Here is a 14,643-nt window from a genome sequence, read left to right as displayed (position 1 = left end):
TTCGGCCCCGTGATCGGATGACCGGCGAGCTCCGGTCAGCTGACCGGACACCGCCCTCGGGCAGCGTCAGTCCGCCTCCGCAGCGCGCAACCCCGGGACGGCACGTGCACGTGTGCTGAACTGACCCGTGACGACGAGGACGGCGATGGTCACACCGAGCAGGATCCATCCGGGCCATCCGAGGAGCGTGCCGAAGACGCCGGTCGCCATCGTGTCGGGCGTGGCGAACATGAGGAAGGCGACGGCCGCGGCGTTCACCGCACCGTGGGCGATCACCGCCGGCCAGACGGAGGCCGAGCGCAACCGCAACCAACCGATCACGGTGCCGAGCAGCATGCACCAGCCGACCATCAGCAGGACGCCGACGACGTCGGTCCGCTGATAGTTGTAGCCGAGCAGGATGAGCGGCGCGTGCCACACACCCCAGATCGCGCCGGAGAGCAGCAACGCCGGCCAGGTTCCGAGCGACAGGAGGTTCGGCAGCAGCCAACCGCGCCAACCGAGTTCCTCACCGAAGGCCGACAGCGAGCCGATCAGGATGCTCAGGGGCAGCGACAGCACCTGGACGAGTGCGATCGTGGTGAGGTCGTCTCGTCCGAGTTCGTCCACGCCGGAGGCCGACATGATCGCGGCGAGGCCCGACAGATCGACCAGGTCGAGGCTGATCAGTCCCATGGCCTGGCCGAGCAGCATCGAGAGGAAGGCCAGGAGCGGGAACCCGACGAACGCGGCAGCGCACAGTCCGAGCGAGCGGGCGCAGCGGGCCGAGCCCGAGGAGTCTGGGGATGCTGTGTGGCCGGGCGACGAACAGGACCACCACGAGCGCGGCGACCGTCGGTGTGTACATCATGCCGAGGGCGATCAGTTGGAACCAGGGGTTCGCGAGGCCGTCGCCGGACAACCAGAGCGGCAGCGCCACCAGCCACGCGAGCCCGATGGCGAGGCCGGTGAAGACGGCGACCGCGAGCCACGGCACGCGGTTCGGCAGGACCGGTGACAACTCGCGGTTGCGGCGTCGTTGTCGTTCAGCGGGTGTCTCCGGCTGCTCGGTGAGAGCGACCCGACCTGCTGCACCGATGAGCGAGGGCGCTGCGGCGTCGGCGCCGGTCGGGGCCTGCCCGGGTGATTCGAGCGGTGCCCAAGCCGTCTGCTCGCGCGCCGCGTCGTCCGTGCGTCCCATGATGATCCCCCGATCACGTCCGTTGGACCCTCCACGCTACGGACCGGTGACCGCCGGCGCATCCGTCACTCGGGGGATCCTCGGCGCGGGGTTCAGGCCGCGGGCAGGCGGCAGCCGCACGACTCCCGCAGCAGGAGTCCCACGGGCACGACCGTGCTGCGCTCGTGCACCTCGTCCGCATCACCGAAGCGCGCGAGGGCCCGCGTGGCGGCGAGGCGTCCGAGCCGGGCGGGATCCTGCTCGATGACGCTGACCGAGGGATCGAGCTGGTCCGCCATCGGGAAGTCGCCGAAGCCGAGCGAGGCGATGCCACGGGCCCTGAGCGCTGGGACGAGTGCCATCGTGACGCGGGCGTTGGCGGAGAACAGCGCGGTCGGCGGGGACGACAGCGACACGAGGTCGTCGACCGCAGCAGCCGCGCGGGCGCGATCGGTCGCGGTGAGGCTCACGAGCGCGTCGTCGACCGCGATCCCGACCTCGGCGAGCGCCGCCTGGTAGCCCTCGAGCCTGCGTCGGGTGCTCGGCGGGTGCGCGGAGTCCGCGACGAAGGCGACCCGTGTGTGGCCGTGCTCCAGCAGGTGCTTCGTGGCGAGGTACGCCCCACGGTGGTCGTCCTCGACGAAGCTGTCGGCATCGAGTCCGCCGGGCGCGCGGTCCACGAAGACGATCGGCGTGTGCTCGGCCCACGGTGCGAGCCACGACTGGCCCTCGGCGACCGGTGCGAGCACGAGCCCCATGAGCTGCGAGCGCAGCAGCGAGTCGAGGACCGCTCGTTCCCGCGAGGGGTCGTCGCCGATGCTCGTGACGAGCGTCGTGATGCCACTGACCGAGCAGACCTCCTCGACCGCACGCACGACCGCGGCGAAGAAGGGGTCGACGACGTCCGGGACGGCGACGCCGACGGACGACGAGCGACCATTGCGGAAGGTACGGGCCAGCACGTTCGGCACGTAGTTGAGCTCACGCATGGCGTCTTCGACGCGCGAGCGCGTCTCCGGCAGGACGTGCGGGTCGTCGTTGAAGACGCGTGACACCGTCTTGGAACTCACACCGGCGCGGGACGCCACGTCCTGCATCGTGGCCATGGGCGCTCCTCTGGGGTGGTGCATCGGCGTCCGGACGGGCTGCGGGCGGCTGACCGAGGTCGCCGCCCGCGTGCCGTCATCGGCCGGCGAGTGCGGTCTCGATCACCTGCTGCAGTTCGCGCAGTCGGGGCAGCGCACGGGTCGTGAGCAGTTCCTCGCGCTTCGCGGACGAGATCGAAAGGCTATCCTTCCACAGCGAACGACCGGCCATCGCGCCGCCAGCGCCGTTCTCCACCGCGATGCGGACCTGACCGACGAACGTCTCGTGGTCGACTCCCGCGGACAGCACCGCCCACGGCACCCCGTTCGCGGCCTCGGTGACGGCGGCGGCTGCTTCGGCGGATCCGGGGTACTGGAGCTTCAGGACCTTGGAGCCGGCCGCGACGGAGATCTCCGCGGCACCACGCACGAGCTCGGGGAAGATCGCCGCGTAGTCCTCGTCGCTCTCGCCTTCGAGCTGGTAGACGAGGATCTCGACGATGAGCAGGACGCCCTCGGACGTGCACTCCGTCACGAGGCGGGCGATCTCGTCGATGACGACCTGCTCGGCGTCGCGCTGGTCGGAACGCAGGTAGAAGAGCATCTTCGCGGCGTCGCCGCCGAGCTCACGCACCCGACGCGCGTCCATCCCGGGCACGTACTTCGTACGGCGCAGGCCGTTCTCGGTGTCGAAGCCGGAGGAGTCCATACCGACGACGAGGCCGGTCGTGCGGGAGAGCGTGCGCTCGTCGACGACGAGGGGCAGCGCGACCTCCGGGTCGAGCAGGATCGCGGGGGCATGGTTGCCGAGGAACCGGACGAGGTCGCTCTTCGCATCGGCGAGTTCGTCCTTGGAGATGCCGGCGGCACCGTTCGGCGCATCGTCCATGACGGCCTTCATGCCGTTGCGCTGGTCGCCTGCGACGATGAGCATGCCGCCGCCTGGCGTGGAGATGGTGTTCATCGCGCGGCGTTCGAGCGTCGTGAGTTCGTTGGTCCTGGTGGCTACTGCGTTCATGAGGTACTCCTTGTGCTTCGGATGGGGTCTGATGCCGGCAGCGGTGGCGCCGGGTGGATGGGGTGGTCTCGTCGGTCGGGTGTGCGGGGTTCGTGGGGTCGGTCGGCCGGGCGATCAGCGCTGGGGACGGCCGATCGCGTTGGCCGGTTCGAGGAGGGCGCGTGCGAACACGGCGGCCCCGTACGCGGTGTCCTGCGTGCGGTGCGAGACCTGCACGCCGGTGAGGACGGCGGTACGTGCGCGCTGCACGGAACGCATGCTCGCCCAGCCACCGGTGAGCAGCGCCGAGGTCGCCGGAGTCACTTCGCGGTCCATGGCCTCGATGAGGACGCGCAGTTCGTCGTTGCCGTGCCGGAGCACCGCGCCGAAGATCTCCGCCGGCTCGGCTCCGTCGGCACGGACGGTCAGCTTGAGGACGCCGTCGTCGTTCCGGGCACCCGAGACGTCGATGTCGCCGTCGCCGAGCAGCCCGTCGAACGGGAGCGCCATGATCTGATCGTCGAGCGCATCGCGACCGCCGCGGTCGGTGACACCGACGAGCTGGAGCGTGCGGCGCATGAGCAGCCCGGTCTTCACCCCGGCGACGAGCACCCAGGTGCCGGGGACGACGTGGCGCACGCAGTTGATGAAGACCTCGGCCAGGCGCTCGCGGGCGGCGAACGGAAGCGGTTCGTCGAGTCGACGGAGGAGGACCTCGGCGGTGCCCATCGACACGTGGTAGCGATCGGCCGGGAACGAGCCGGTGGAGACGGCCGAGACGAGGTGGTCGTGGCCGGCGACGGTCAAGGCGGCTCCGGAGAACACGTCCGGCAGCCACTCCCGGGTTGCGCGTCCGAGGGGGGCTCCGGCGTCGGTGAAGGGCGGGAGGAAGGAGGCGTCGACGCCGAGGTGGGCGAGCAGTTCCGGCCAGGGGGCGCCCGTGTCCTGGTCGAGCAGGCCTGTGCGGGAGGAGAGCGAGTACTCGGCCGTCTGCTCGCCACCGAGTGCCGCGACGATGAACTCCGGCAGGTTGAGCCAGCGTGTGCCGGCGAGGTCCAGGCCGTTGTCGCGCAGGTGCAGGAGCTTGACGACCGAGACCTGCACGCCGAGCGGGAGGCCGGTGCGCCCGGCGAATTCAGCAGCGATCTGCGGCGGGAGTGCAGCGACCTGCTCGGCACCGCGCGGGTCGAACCAGGCGACGGCCGGGGCGAGGGGCGACCCGTCGGCACCGAGGACGATGCCTGACTCCCCCATGCCGGACACGGCGATGGCGCGGACCTGCGCCGACGGCCCGAACCGCTCGACGAGCTCGTCGGCGACGTGCTCCAGCAAGCGGCGGACGGTCGCGACGAGCGCCTGGGCCTCCATGACGGTGGTGCCACCGGCGCCGGCGAGCCAGGGGGTGGGCAGTTGGTGGATGAGCACCTCGGTGCCGTCCGTGTCGGTCACGAGGATCTTCACGCCGGTGCTGCCGAGGTCGAGACCGGCGAACAGGCCGTCCGTGAGGATGGCCTGGGTGATGGTCGCGTCGGTGTTCACAGCAGTGTGCACAGCGGGTTCCGTTTCAGATCCGACGTCCGTGTCGGGTTCCGACGATGACCACATGTCATCGATGTCATCGTGAGCATACTCGCATCATGTCATCGATGACATACCCTGGCGGGAATTGCTCGTGAATCGTCGCCGAACGACAATCGAAGCTGTTCGGACGGCGCGGGTCCCCTACACGCTCAGTCGGCGAACGGCCCGTCGGCAGGGCTGAAGGCGATCTCCAGATCGATGTCGAACGACTCGCCGGGCTCGAGGATCCGACCGAGCTTGCCGCGTTCCGGTCCTTCCGCATGGCTCGGCCAACACGTCCCCGGCTCGATCCCGAGCGCGTAGCTGCCGGCAGCGGAACTCCGCCACACGGTGAGGAACGGCAGCTGCTCCGCCCGGAAGCGGATCGCGACGGTCCCCGACTCACCGGACAGCGTCGCGGTCGACCATCCGTCAGCGCCGATGACGGCGTCGAGCGCGTCCACCTGCTCGGCAGCCCCGGCCACCGGCTCGTCCAGAGTGCGCTCCCAGGAGGACACGGCGGACGGCGACCCGGCGTCGACACCGGCCGTCACGGCTGCGGTCGCCTCCGCCGTGACGACCGCGCCGCCGTGCAGCATCGGCCAGCCGAGGTTCACGTGGTACAGCAGCCGGACGGGCTCGGCGACGAACCCCTCGTTGCGGACGATGTCGTGCAGACGGATCCGCCCCACGCCGACCTCGGCGCGGATGCCGCGCTCGACGGTGAGGTTCTGGGAGAACACCGCTCCCTCGCGGAGGAAACCGTCGACGGCGAGCTCGTAGCACCCCTCGGCCGACCACCGGCCCTCACTGCGGGTGACGGTCGCGGGGATCAGATGTGCGCGCCCGTGCATGCCGCCGTCCTCGGGCGGTGCGACGCCGACGGCCGTGAGCCCGCACGTCGTGAGCAGTCCACCCTGCCAGCGGCGCGCCCACCCCTCGGCGTGCGGGGCGGTCGTCGAAGCGACGAACGACACCACCTCGCCGTTCCAGGAGGCCTCCCCGAGGTCGAGGAACTGGTCGACCTCCACCGTCACCTCGAGCCCTCCCAGATGCCGCAGCTCGACCTGGCGACGCCCGACCGACGGGCCGTCGTCGACCCGCACCGACCTCGGAGCCCAGGCGCGTTCGACCGCACCGGACCGCGCCTCGACGAAGCGCCGACGCCGGACACCCCACGGGGCGGCGTCATCGGCTGGCGGACTGCTGACTGCACGCGTCATCGTGGAGCTCCTCGACTGCTCGTAGGGGGTGTGGGGCTGGACCCGTCGACAGTCCCGGGACTGCGGCGGGGTGCTGGTGGAGGTCGGTCCGTCGACACGCATGGACCGGAGGCGTGGTTCCTAGAGCGCCGTGTACCCGCCGTCGATGACGAGGCTCTGACCGGTGAGGTACGAGGACGCTTCGGAGGCGAGGAGCAGGACGAGACCGTGCAGGTCCTCCGGCTGGCCCATGCGACCCGCCGGGATGTCGGCCGTCCATTCGGCAGCGAGCTCCGGATTCGCCTCGGTGAACTCACGTGTCATGTCGGAGAGGAAGTAGCCGGGCGCGATGGCGTTCACCCGTACACCGGCAGGCGCCCATTCGACCGCGAGCGACGATGCGAGGTGGCTGACGGCCGCCTTCGACGCGTTGTAGGACGCCTGGAACTGCGGCTGGTTCACGATGAACGCCGACATCGAGGAGATGAACACCGCCGACGCCGGACGACCCGCGGTGAGAGCCCGTCGGGCGAAGGACTGCGCGGCGAAGAAGGTTCCGTCGAGATTGACGGCGAGCACCTTGCGCCAGGTGTCGGCGGGGACGTCGACGCTGTCGCCCCAGATGGTGATCCCTGCTGCGGTGATGAGCAGGGACGGCGCCCCCAGTTCGGCTTCCGCAGCAGCGAACGCCGCCTCGACGGCATCGGCACAGCTCACATCGACCGTGAACCCGGCGGCGCGCACGCCATGTTCGGCGGCGAGACAGGCAGCCGACTCCTGGACGACGGGGAGCAGGTCGAGCAGCGCGACGTGCACACCCTGTGCGGCGAGCGCCGAGGCGAGCGAGTAGCCGAGCCCGCGGGCGCCGCCGGTGATGACGGCCGTTCGACCGTGGAGATCAGAGAACATGGAGACTCCTCAGAGTGATGGGGTGGACGGTTCGGGAGCGGGGCCGACCGCTCAGATCTCCTGGTCGGTGGGCAGGATGACGAGGTCGCGGATGGTGACGTGGCGCGGTCGTGTGAGCATGAACAGCACGGCGTCCGCCACATCCTCCGAGCGGATCCCGGTGCGGGCGGCGATCTGGTCGTCGATCCCGTTCGCCCCCTCGGCGATGCCCCACAGCTCGTTGAGGACCACGCCGGGCGCGACGGCCCCGAGCCGCACGCCGGAGCCGACGAGGTTCCGCCGCACGGTGTGCACGAACGACTGCATCGCGTGTTTGGTCGCCGAGTACACGGGCTCCCAGTGGATGTCCTGGTGCCCCGAGACGGAACTCGTGACGAGCACGTCGCCACTGCCCTGGGCGATGAGGTGCGGCAGCGCGGCGCGCACCGTCGCCATCGCGCCGAGGACGTTGACCCCGACCAGCTGTTCGATCGCGGTCATCGGCGTCTCGGCGAAGTCGCCGCCGACGTAGAGGCCCGCGTTGGCGAGCACGATGTCGAGACGGCCGAAGGCGGCGAGCGCCAGGGCGACAGCCTGCCCGGAGACCGCAGGGTCAGCGAGGTCGCCGGCGAGGATGACGCTCTCGGCTGGAAGCGAGTCGGCGACGGCGGTGAGCTTCTCGGTGGAGCGTCCGACGAGGACGGTCCGGACCCCCACCGCCGAGAGGGCCTGCGCGTAGGAGCGTCCGATGCCGGACGATGCGCCGGTGATGAGCGCGACCTGGCCGCGGAGATCGACGGTGCCGCGAAGATCGACCGTGCCGCGGACGTCGGCGGCGCTTCCCGGGTGGATGTTGTCGGCGGATGCGTTCATGCTGGCTCGGTTCCTGTCGCCGATCGGGCGGCGGCGTCGGTGTATCGGTGCGTCTTCGGCTGATGGGTGGACAGTGCCGTCCGGCGGAGCACTTCGTCTGGCCTGGTGTCGATTCGGGCGACGGCCTCGTCGCTCAGGTAGACGGGCCCACCCGCGGCCAGAGCGCCGATCACGACTTCGGCGACCTTGACGGCCATCTCCGTGATCTGCAGCACCTCGGCTTCGCTCGCTCCGAGCGCGAACATGCCGTGGTTCCGCAGGTAGACGACTTTCGGTACCCGACCGGTGGCCGCCATGTGCTCGCGCAGCATCGTCCGGACGACGCGCGCGAGCTGGAGCCCCGGGTCGACGTAGGGGACGAGCAGCGGATTGGTGCCGAGGACGACGATCTGATCGGGGAACAACGACCCCCTGACGAGCGCTTCCGCACCGGTCGAGCAGAGGAGGGCGTTGACCGGGACGGGATGCGTGTGTCCGACGGCGAGGACGCCGGGGAGGTCGAGGCAGACAGCATGGAGGATGGCCTCGACGGACGGTCGCTTCCCGGCTTCGGCGGACGCCGCGGCCTCGAAGACCGCCGCGACCTCCCGGTCCCCGCCGTCCGTCCCGTCGACGAGCGCGAGCACGGGGGCGAGGTCGAGGCGGACGAAGTCGTCGGGAGCAGCCCTGGCCATCGACGCGCCGCTCGCCTTCACGAGCATCGCCGCGTGGCCGTCACCGGCATCCGGCAGGAGGATCGACGTGTTCCCCTCCGCGAGCAGCGCCCACGCACGGTCCGGTCGGCCGAGCTCGTGCGAGAAGTCGACGAGGCGGTCGCGCACCGACTCGGCGGTCTGCCGCTCGATCGTCTGGCTCATGCTGACTCCCTGTCGTGATGGCGTGCGTCGACCGCGGGAGCGTCGACGCCGGTGCTGCCGGTGATCGCACTGCCGCCGACACGGTAGACCTCGGCGACCGAGGGTGCCGCGCCTGCGGCGACGAGCTGCACCGCGAGGTTGCCGAGGGCTGACGCCTCTGCGGGTCCTGCGGCGACCGGCAGTCCCGTGCGTTCGGCCGTGCGTCGACAGAGGAGTCTGTTCCGGGAACCGCCACCCACGATGCGGACGGAGCGCAGTGGCGTCCCGGTGATCGTCTCGCAGGCGTGCACCGTCTCGGCGTAGGCGACGGCGAGACTCTCGATGATGCTCCGCACGACGCCGATGCGACCGACGGGTGCATCCTGGCCGGCCGCGCGGCACAGCGCGGCGATGCGAGCGGGCATGTCGCCAGGGACGAGCAGGCTGGGATCTCCCACGTCGAACACGGGTGACGGCACTGCGGTGACGTCGCGCTCGGATCGTTCGGACTGCTCGGTCGCCTCCTCGACGAGCTCGACCGGATCGATCCGGCGGCCGTCCTCCTCCGACCACCCGCGGGCGCACTCCGTGAGCAGCCACATGCCCGCGAGGTTGCGGATCAGGAGGGATGAGCCGTCGGCGCCCGCCTCGTTCGTGAAGCCGGCGATCCGTGCAGACTCGGTGAGCACCGGCTCCTCCAGACACACACCGGCGAGCGACCAACTCCCGCTCGAGACGAGCAGCTCGGCGTTCGCCGGCCGCGCGAACGCGAGAGCCGAGGCGGTGTCGTGACCGGCCACGCGGTAGACCGGGATCGGCGCTGCGGCGCCGAGTCGTTCCGTGACCGCGGGGGTCGTCGGTCCGGCGAGCGTGCCCGGCGCGACGATCGTCGGGAAGTCGAAGCCACTGAGCCCCCACCGATCGATGAGCTCCACGGACCACTCCCCCGTGCGCTGGTCGAGCAGTTGTGTCGTCGAGGCGATCGTCCGCTCAGCGCCGGTGATCCCCGTCAGCAATTGCACCCAGAGGTCCGGGACGAGCAGCACCGTCCGGCGCGTGACGTCCGCAGCCCCCTCGGCGGCCTCCACCGCCCGCGACCGCAACTGGTAGGAGGTGTTGATCGACTGTTCGAGCACTCCCGTGATCCCGTAGGCGGTCGCGGCGTCCACGAGCCCGGCTGCGACTGCGGGGCCGAGTGCATCGGCCCCGCGATGATGGTGGACCGTCGGGACGGCGGGAGCAGCGGGGGCGGCCGGTCCCGATGCAGTGCGCCCGACGTCCGCGGACCCGACGCCGATGGCCCCGTCGTCCACGAGCCCGACGTCGACGCCCCAGCTGTCGATGCCGATCCCGTCCAGCTGAGCGCCCGCGTCCTGCGCGACGCGGACGGCTTCGGCGAGTCCGAGCAGTGTCTCGTCGAACAGGCGCTCGGCATCCCAGATCAGGCGACCGTCTGATTCGATCGGGCCGTTCGGAAAACGACGCACTTCCAGAAGCTCCAGGCCGGACGCGTTCCAGCGCCCGAGCACCACCCGCCCGCTCGACGCACCGAGGTCCACGGCCGCGTGGAAGCGATCCAGGGGTCCCTCGCTCATCGCTGCTCACATCCTCGTGTCTGCATCCGCGGTCCTGCCCGGAGTCCACCGGGCGGTGTCATTGCCCGGTGGGTCACGCTGCGGTGGAGAACACCCGCTGAGCATCGAGCAATGTTATTGTGTGTGAAGTTAGCACCGAAGCACACAGGTGGCAAGCGAATCGGAAGGACGGGTCATGGCCCTCCGCAGCACCCTCGATGCCGAAGCCAGACGCGCCGAGATCCTGGAGCTCGCCCGCAGCGAGGGAGCCGTCGCCCTCGACGCGATCGCCGAACGCTACGAGGTCCACCAGATGACGATCCGCCGCGACTTCGAGGCGCTCGAGCGGGCCGGCGTCGTCCGCCGGGTCCGCGGCGGCGTCGTGCCCGCGCTCGCCGACCCCTTCTCCATCCGGCGCTCCCAGCAGCGCGCAGCCAAGGAGCGCATCGCCCGGAAGGTCCTGCCACTCCTGCCCCAGGGCGGCGCGGTCGGATTCGACGCCTCCACGACCGTCTACGTGCTGGCCGAACTGCTGGCGGCTTCGCAGACCCCGGCCGCGGTGCAGACGACCGCCTCGCCGCCGCCCCTGACGATCGTCACCAACGGACTCGTCGCCTTCGACGCCCTCGCTGCCTCGCCCGAGCTCCGCACCTACCTCACCGGCGGCGAGCGGGAGGAGCACAACCTCAGTCTCGTGGGTTCGCTCACCGAACAGGCATTCAGCGCCTTCCACCTCGACTGCAGCATCGTCTCCGCGATGGGCGTCCACGCCGAGAGCGGGACGAGCGAGAGCACCCTGGCGCAGGCCGCGGTGAAGTCGTCGATGGCGTCCGCGGCCGACCGAGTGATCCTCGTGGTGGATTCGACCAAGCTGCAGTCCCACTCGCGGGTACGAGCACTGGCGACCGCGCGCATCGACACGCTGGTGACGGAGCTCGACCCGGACGACCCGCGGCTCGACCCGTACCGACCGCTCGTCGGAACGGTCCTGTAGGACACCGGTCGGCGTCTCGCGCGTCCCGGTCCGGCCAGTCATGGTCCGGCAGGCTCGCGGAGGGGCGTCGACGGGTCCGGATCCTGCACCACCACCGGGGTCGGCGCCTCGGCCAGCGAGCTGAGGATGGTCGTCGCGCTCGACACCGCGAGCGCACCCCACGTTGCCGCCGACGCTGCTGCCGCGGCCGGATCATCCGTTCCGTCGCTGCGGAGGAGACCGACGAGGAAACCGGCGAGCGACGCGTCACCGGCTCCCGCCGTGTTCACCACCGTCGCGCTGGCATGCGCGTGCCAGAGTCCGGCGGCGGACCGCACGAGCGCACCGTCCGCGCCCATGCTCACGTAGACCAGGTCGCACCCAGCCCGCTGCAGTTCGTCGGCGGCTGAGGCGACGTCGCCGATCGTGAGCAGCTCGCGGCCTGTGAGTTCGGCGAGTTCATGCGCGTTCGGCTTCAGGAGGTGCACGAGGTCGAGGTTCGCGACGGCCGTCTCGAGCGCAGCGCCCGCAGTGTCGACGGCGACCCTGGCCCCCCTGTCCGCCGCTTGTCCGAGGAGCTGCAGGATGTCGACCGGGGCGCTGCCCCCTGTGAGCGACGGGATCGTGCCCGAGAGGACGAGCCAGTCGGCACCCATCCGATCGATCTCCGCACCGGCCGTGGTGACGACGGCTTCCCACTCCGCGGGCGACAGGGGAATCGCCGGCTCGTTGACCTTGGTGGTGCCGGTCGACGGATCGAGGATCGTCGTGTTCACCCGCGTGCGACCGTCGGTCGGGACCACGGCCAGCAGCGGCTGGAGCTCCCGCGCCGACGCGAGGATCCGGCCGTCCGCGCCGAGCGGCACGACTGCACGGACAGGGACCGTCGAGAGCGTGATCGCGCGCGCCACGTTGACGCCCTTCCCGCTCAACTCCGAGGAGACGCCCACTGCCCGATTCACATCTCCGATGCGCAGGCCGTCGACGCGATAAGTCTGGTCGATCGCGGCAGCCGGCGTCACCGTGACGATGCCGGTCATGCCTCGACACCCGTGCGGTCTGCACCGACCGCCTCGATACGGACCCCTGCCGCGCTGAGCGACTCCACGATGCGTGCAGGAACACCGATCGCGAGCACCGCGGCGCCCAGGCTGGATGCAGGGACGGATGCGGCCAGCCCGCCGTGTTCGAACGTCGGCGCGTCGCCCAGCAGGATCGTCGTCGCGGCAACGGAGGTCGCTGCATCGACGACGGCCGCCTCCTCCGGGGTGGCGTGGAGCAACCGTCCGCCGACGCCGATGCCCTGCGCCTCGATCACGGCGACGTCGACCCGCAGACCGGCGAGCTGCGACCGGGCCCATGCCCCCGTCAGCCTCCCGTGTGGGTCCACCTCTCCGCCGACAAGGTGCACGACCGCGGCTTCGTCGGCGAGCGCGGCCGCGAGGGCGACGCGCACCGACGCCGTGACGAGGACGACACCGGGCACGACGGCGAGGAGGGCGCCGAGGGCTTCACACGCACTGCCGTTGCCGAGGAAGACCGTCGAGTCGTCCTGCACCAGCACCGCAGCACGGGCCGCCAGGGCCGCTGCCGTGTCCGCACCGTCCGTCACACCGGTGCCGGCCCGGACGGCGCCGCCGTGCGCACGCTGGAGGAGACCGTCGAGTTCGAGCACGCGGAGGTCGCGTCGGATCGTCTCCTCGGTCACGCCGAGCGAGCCGGCCAGGGCGCCGACCTCGACCCGTCCGTGCTCGGTGAGCCGCGCGAGGATGTCGTCTCGCCGCACCTCCACCGTGCTCCGCAGGACGGTGCCGCTCGGTGTCGAGCCGCTCATCCGACGGTCCCCTGCTCGTCCTGTGCTTGTGCGGAGGAGGGGACCTCGGCGGCGCGATGCCGCCACCACGGGTCGAGCTGTTCGACGAGGTCGTCGAACGAGCGCCCGACGCCGTCCCAGTACCCGGCGGACGCGTCGGTCGGGAGCACCGCAGGCGCCACGCGGACGAACTCGCGCTGCGCATCCTCCACCGACGACAGGAGACCGACCGCGACACCGGCGACGACCGCGGCACCGAACGCTCCGGCCTCTTCGGAGTCGACGACCGTCACCGGTGCACGGAGGGCGTTCGCGACCAGCTGCACATACAGCGGCGAGCGCGCGAGCCCGCCGCCGAGGACGATCGGTTCGTCCCAGGTGAACCGTTCACCGAGCGCCCGGGTGTGCCACCGGTGCATCAGCACGATCCCCTCGAGCGCTCCGCGGAGGACGTGTGCCCGCGTGTGCCAGTCGCGTCCACCGGCGAGGGTCGCCGAGCTGGCGGCGCCGAGCGGCGAGTCCGATTGGAACGGCAGGACCAGTGGCACACCCTCCTCCGGGTCGAGCTGCGCTGCCTCGGCGATCAGCGCGTCCCGCTCGGACGCGCCGTCGACACCGAGGAGGCGGAGCGTCCAGTCGAACGACGGAGCGGCGGTCGCCGAGGTCGACATCGCGATACGAAGTGCAGGCGTGATCGAGAGCCGCGACTGCCACCGCGGATCGACGTCGGGCCGCGTCGTCGTCACGCCGTTCGTGCTGAACGAACCCGCCACGAGGGCGAGGCGGCCGGGGACCAACGCGCCCATGCCGATCGACGAGGCTTGGACGTCGTGGAGGCCCGAGACCACCGGCGTCCCGGCGACGAGCCCCGTGACAGCCGCTGCGTCGGGGAGGACGTGGCCGACGATCGCGCCACTCGGGTGGATCGGCGGGAGGAGACGGACGAGGTCCGCCGGGAGTCCGTAGGCCTCGAGGACCTCGGTGCTCCACGTCGCCGTTCCGACATCGAGGAAGGAGGCGCACGCGTCGGAGTAGTCGGTCGAGATGTCGCCGGTGAGGCGCAGGCGGATCACGTCCTTGCAGAACAGCATCGCGTCGGCCCGCGCCACTCGCTCCGGATCGTGCCGCAACAACCACCGCAGGAGGTTCCCGGATGCACCCGGCGTCGGCAGCTGGCCGGAGCGCTCGAGGACCACGCGGAGGCGTTCCGGATCCGCCGCGAGGGCCGCAGCCTCCAAGTGGGCACGGGAGTCCATCGCCGTGATCGCCGGACCGACCGGTTCGCCGCTCGACGTCACGAGGTGCAGACCGTCGCCGTGGCCGGTGATGCCGACCGCGGCGATCGAGGCGGCGTCGACACCCGCTCTGGCGACCACCTCGGCGACGGCTTCGGCGACCGCGGCCCAGAGCGCGTCCTGCGAGCGCTCGGCATGCCGTGCCGCCGGTCGGTCGACGGGACTCGCCCGGCGTGCCACGGCGATCGGCTGGAGGTGCTCGTCGTGCAGCACGGCCTTCACTGCCGTCTGGCCGACGTCGATCCCGAGGAGGAGCCGCGCAGGCGCCCGGCCCGCTGGCTCGTCAGCTGGCTCGTGGACTGCCCGAGCGGCCGATCGGTGGGCGGATGGGCCACCTGCGTGATCGCCTGGCTCGTGCGCTGGGTGCTCGGCCATCGTGGCGTCCGTT

13 protein-coding genes are annotated in these 14,643 nt (G+C 71.2%); 1 reads left to right on the top strand and 12 read right to left on the bottom strand.

From position 1 onward, the window contains the following. Positions 1 to 66: 66 nt before the first annotated feature. From ABMA10_RS08025 to ABMA10_RS07985, 9 genes are all read right to left on the bottom strand, one after another. Positions 67 to 675 (bottom strand): lysostaphin resistance A-like protein, encoded by a 609-nt coding sequence (locus tag ABMA10_RS08025; protein ID WP_431031407.1) that lies wholly within the window; start codon positions 673 to 675, stop codon positions 67 to 69. 597 nt (positions 676 to 1,272) lie between these two features. Next, positions 1,273 to 2,265, bottom strand: a complete 993-nt coding sequence (locus ABMA10_RS08020; RefSeq protein ID WP_431031406.1) for a LacI family DNA-binding transcriptional regulator — start codon at positions 2,263 to 2,265, stop codon at positions 1,273 to 1,275. A gap of 76 nt (positions 2,266 to 2,341) precedes the next feature. Next, a complete protein-coding gene (locus ABMA10_RS08015) occupies positions 2,342 to 3,262 on the bottom strand; it encodes a hypothetical protein (protein WP_347870234.1) in 921 nt (306 codons plus the stop codon). Positions 3,263 to 3,376: 114 nt separating this feature from the next. After that, positions 3,377 to 4,792 carry an FGGY-family carbohydrate kinase gene (locus tag ABMA10_RS08010; protein ID WP_347870233.1) on the bottom strand — a complete coding sequence of 472 codons (1,416 nt, stop codon included), beginning with the start codon at positions 4,790 to 4,792 and terminating at the stop codon, positions 3,377 to 3,379. Positions 4,793 to 4,971: 179 nt separating this feature from the next. Further along, entirely contained in the window at positions 4,972 to 6,024 is a 1,053-nt protein-coding gene (locus tag ABMA10_RS08005; RefSeq protein ID WP_347870232.1) for a DUF4432 family protein, read from the bottom strand. Positions 6,025 to 6,144: 120 nt separating this feature from the next. Next, positions 6,145 to 6,912, bottom strand: a complete 768-nt coding sequence (locus ABMA10_RS08000) for an SDR family oxidoreductase (RefSeq protein ID WP_347870231.1) — start codon at positions 6,910 to 6,912, stop codon at positions 6,145 to 6,147. Between the two features lie 51 nt (positions 6,913 to 6,963). Beyond that, positions 6,964 to 7,764 (bottom strand): SDR family oxidoreductase, encoded by an 801-nt coding sequence (locus ABMA10_RS07995; RefSeq protein ID WP_347870230.1) that lies wholly within the window; start codon positions 7,762 to 7,764, stop codon positions 6,964 to 6,966. After that, positions 7,761 to 8,621 carry a class II aldolase/adducin family protein gene (locus tag ABMA10_RS07990; protein WP_347870229.1) on the bottom strand — a complete coding sequence of 287 codons (861 nt, stop codon included), beginning with the start codon at positions 8,619 to 8,621 and terminating at the stop codon, positions 7,761 to 7,763. Before ABMA10_RS07990 ends, ABMA10_RS07995 begins: the two co-directional genes overlap by 4 nt. Continuing rightward, positions 8,618 to 10,195 (bottom strand): rhamnulokinase, encoded by a 1,578-nt coding sequence (locus tag ABMA10_RS07985; protein WP_347870228.1) that lies wholly within the window; start codon positions 10,193 to 10,195, stop codon positions 8,618 to 8,620. Before ABMA10_RS07985 ends, ABMA10_RS07990 begins: the two co-directional genes overlap by 4 nt. A 175-nt stretch (positions 10,196 to 10,370) precedes the next feature. Here ABMA10_RS07985 and ABMA10_RS07980 point away from each other — a divergent pair, with 175 nt between their 5' ends. Continuing rightward, entirely contained in the window at positions 10,371 to 11,168 is a 798-nt protein-coding gene (locus tag ABMA10_RS07980; protein WP_347870227.1) for a DeoR/GlpR family DNA-binding transcription regulator, read from the top strand. A gap of 38 nt (positions 11,169 to 11,206) precedes the next feature. On the opposite strand, the gene ABMA10_RS07975 is transcribed toward ABMA10_RS07980, so the two are convergent. From ABMA10_RS07975 to ABMA10_RS07965, 3 genes are read right to left on the bottom strand one after another with little or no spacing between them, the layout of a single operon-like run. Further along, entirely contained in the window at positions 11,207 to 12,187 is a 981-nt protein-coding gene (locus ABMA10_RS07975; RefSeq protein WP_347870226.1) for a 1-phosphofructokinase family hexose kinase, read from the bottom strand. After that, entirely contained in the window at positions 12,184 to 12,981 is a 798-nt protein-coding gene (locus ABMA10_RS07970; RefSeq protein ID WP_347870225.1) for a DeoR/GlpR family DNA-binding transcription regulator, read from the bottom strand. Before ABMA10_RS07970 ends, ABMA10_RS07975 begins: the two co-directional genes overlap by 4 nt. Then, entirely contained in the window at positions 12,978 to 14,630 is a 1,653-nt protein-coding gene (locus ABMA10_RS07965; protein WP_347870224.1) for an FGGY-family carbohydrate kinase, read from the bottom strand. Before ABMA10_RS07965 ends, ABMA10_RS07970 begins: the two co-directional genes overlap by 4 nt. Between the last annotated feature and the right edge of the window lie 13 nt (positions 14,631 to 14,643).

Source organism: Plantibacter sp. RU18 (assembly GCF_050613355.1).
GTDB lineage: Bacteria > Actinomycetota > Actinomycetes > Actinomycetales > Microbacteriaceae > Plantibacter.
Note: the sequence above shows the minus strand (reverse complement) of the source record. Positions and strands in the feature narration are given on the sequence as shown.

Bases quoted from the DNA above. Each gene is read 5' to 3' on its own strand.
- ABMA10_RS07975 (WP_347870226.1), bottom strand. From the start codon at position 12,187: ATGACCGGCATCGTCACGGTGACGCCGGCTGCCGCGATCGACCAGACT.
- ABMA10_RS07970 (WP_347870225.1), bottom strand. From the start codon at position 12,981: ATGAGCGGCTCGACACCGAGCGGCACCGTCCTGCGGAGCACGGTGGAG.
- ABMA10_RS07985 (WP_347870228.1), bottom strand. From the start codon at position 10,195: ATGAGCGAGGGACCCCTGGATCGCTTCCACGCGGCCGTGGACCTCGGT.
- ABMA10_RS08025 (WP_431031407.1), bottom strand. From the start codon at position 675: ATGGGACTGATCAGCCTCGACCTGGTCGATCTGTCGGGCCTCGCCGCG.
- ABMA10_RS07995 (WP_347870230.1), bottom strand. From the start codon at position 7,764: ATGAACGCATCCGCCGACAACATCCACCCGGGAAGCGCCGCCGACGTC.
- ABMA10_RS08005 (WP_347870232.1), bottom strand. From the start codon at position 6,024: ATGACGCGTGCAGTCAGCAGTCCGCCAGCCGATGACGCCGCCCCGTGG.
- ABMA10_RS08015 (WP_347870234.1), bottom strand. From the start codon at position 3,262: ATGAACGCAGTAGCCACCAGGACCAACGAACTCACGACGCTCGAACGC.
- ABMA10_RS07980 (WP_347870227.1), top strand. From the start codon at position 10,371: ATGGCCCTCCGCAGCACCCTCGATGCCGAAGCCAGACGCGCCGAGATC.
- ABMA10_RS08020 (WP_431031406.1), bottom strand. From the start codon at position 2,265: ATGGCCACGATGCAGGACGTGGCGTCCCGCGCCGGTGTGAGTTCCAAG.
- ABMA10_RS07965 (WP_347870224.1), bottom strand. From the start codon at position 14,630: ATGGCCGAGCACCCAGCGCACGAGCCAGGCGATCACGCAGGTGGCCCA.
- ABMA10_RS08000 (WP_347870231.1), bottom strand. From the start codon at position 6,912: ATGTTCTCTGATCTCCACGGTCGAACGGCCGTCATCACCGGCGGCGCC.
- ABMA10_RS07990 (WP_347870229.1), bottom strand. From the start codon at position 8,621: ATGAGCCAGACGATCGAGCGGCAGACCGCCGAGTCGGTGCGCGACCGC.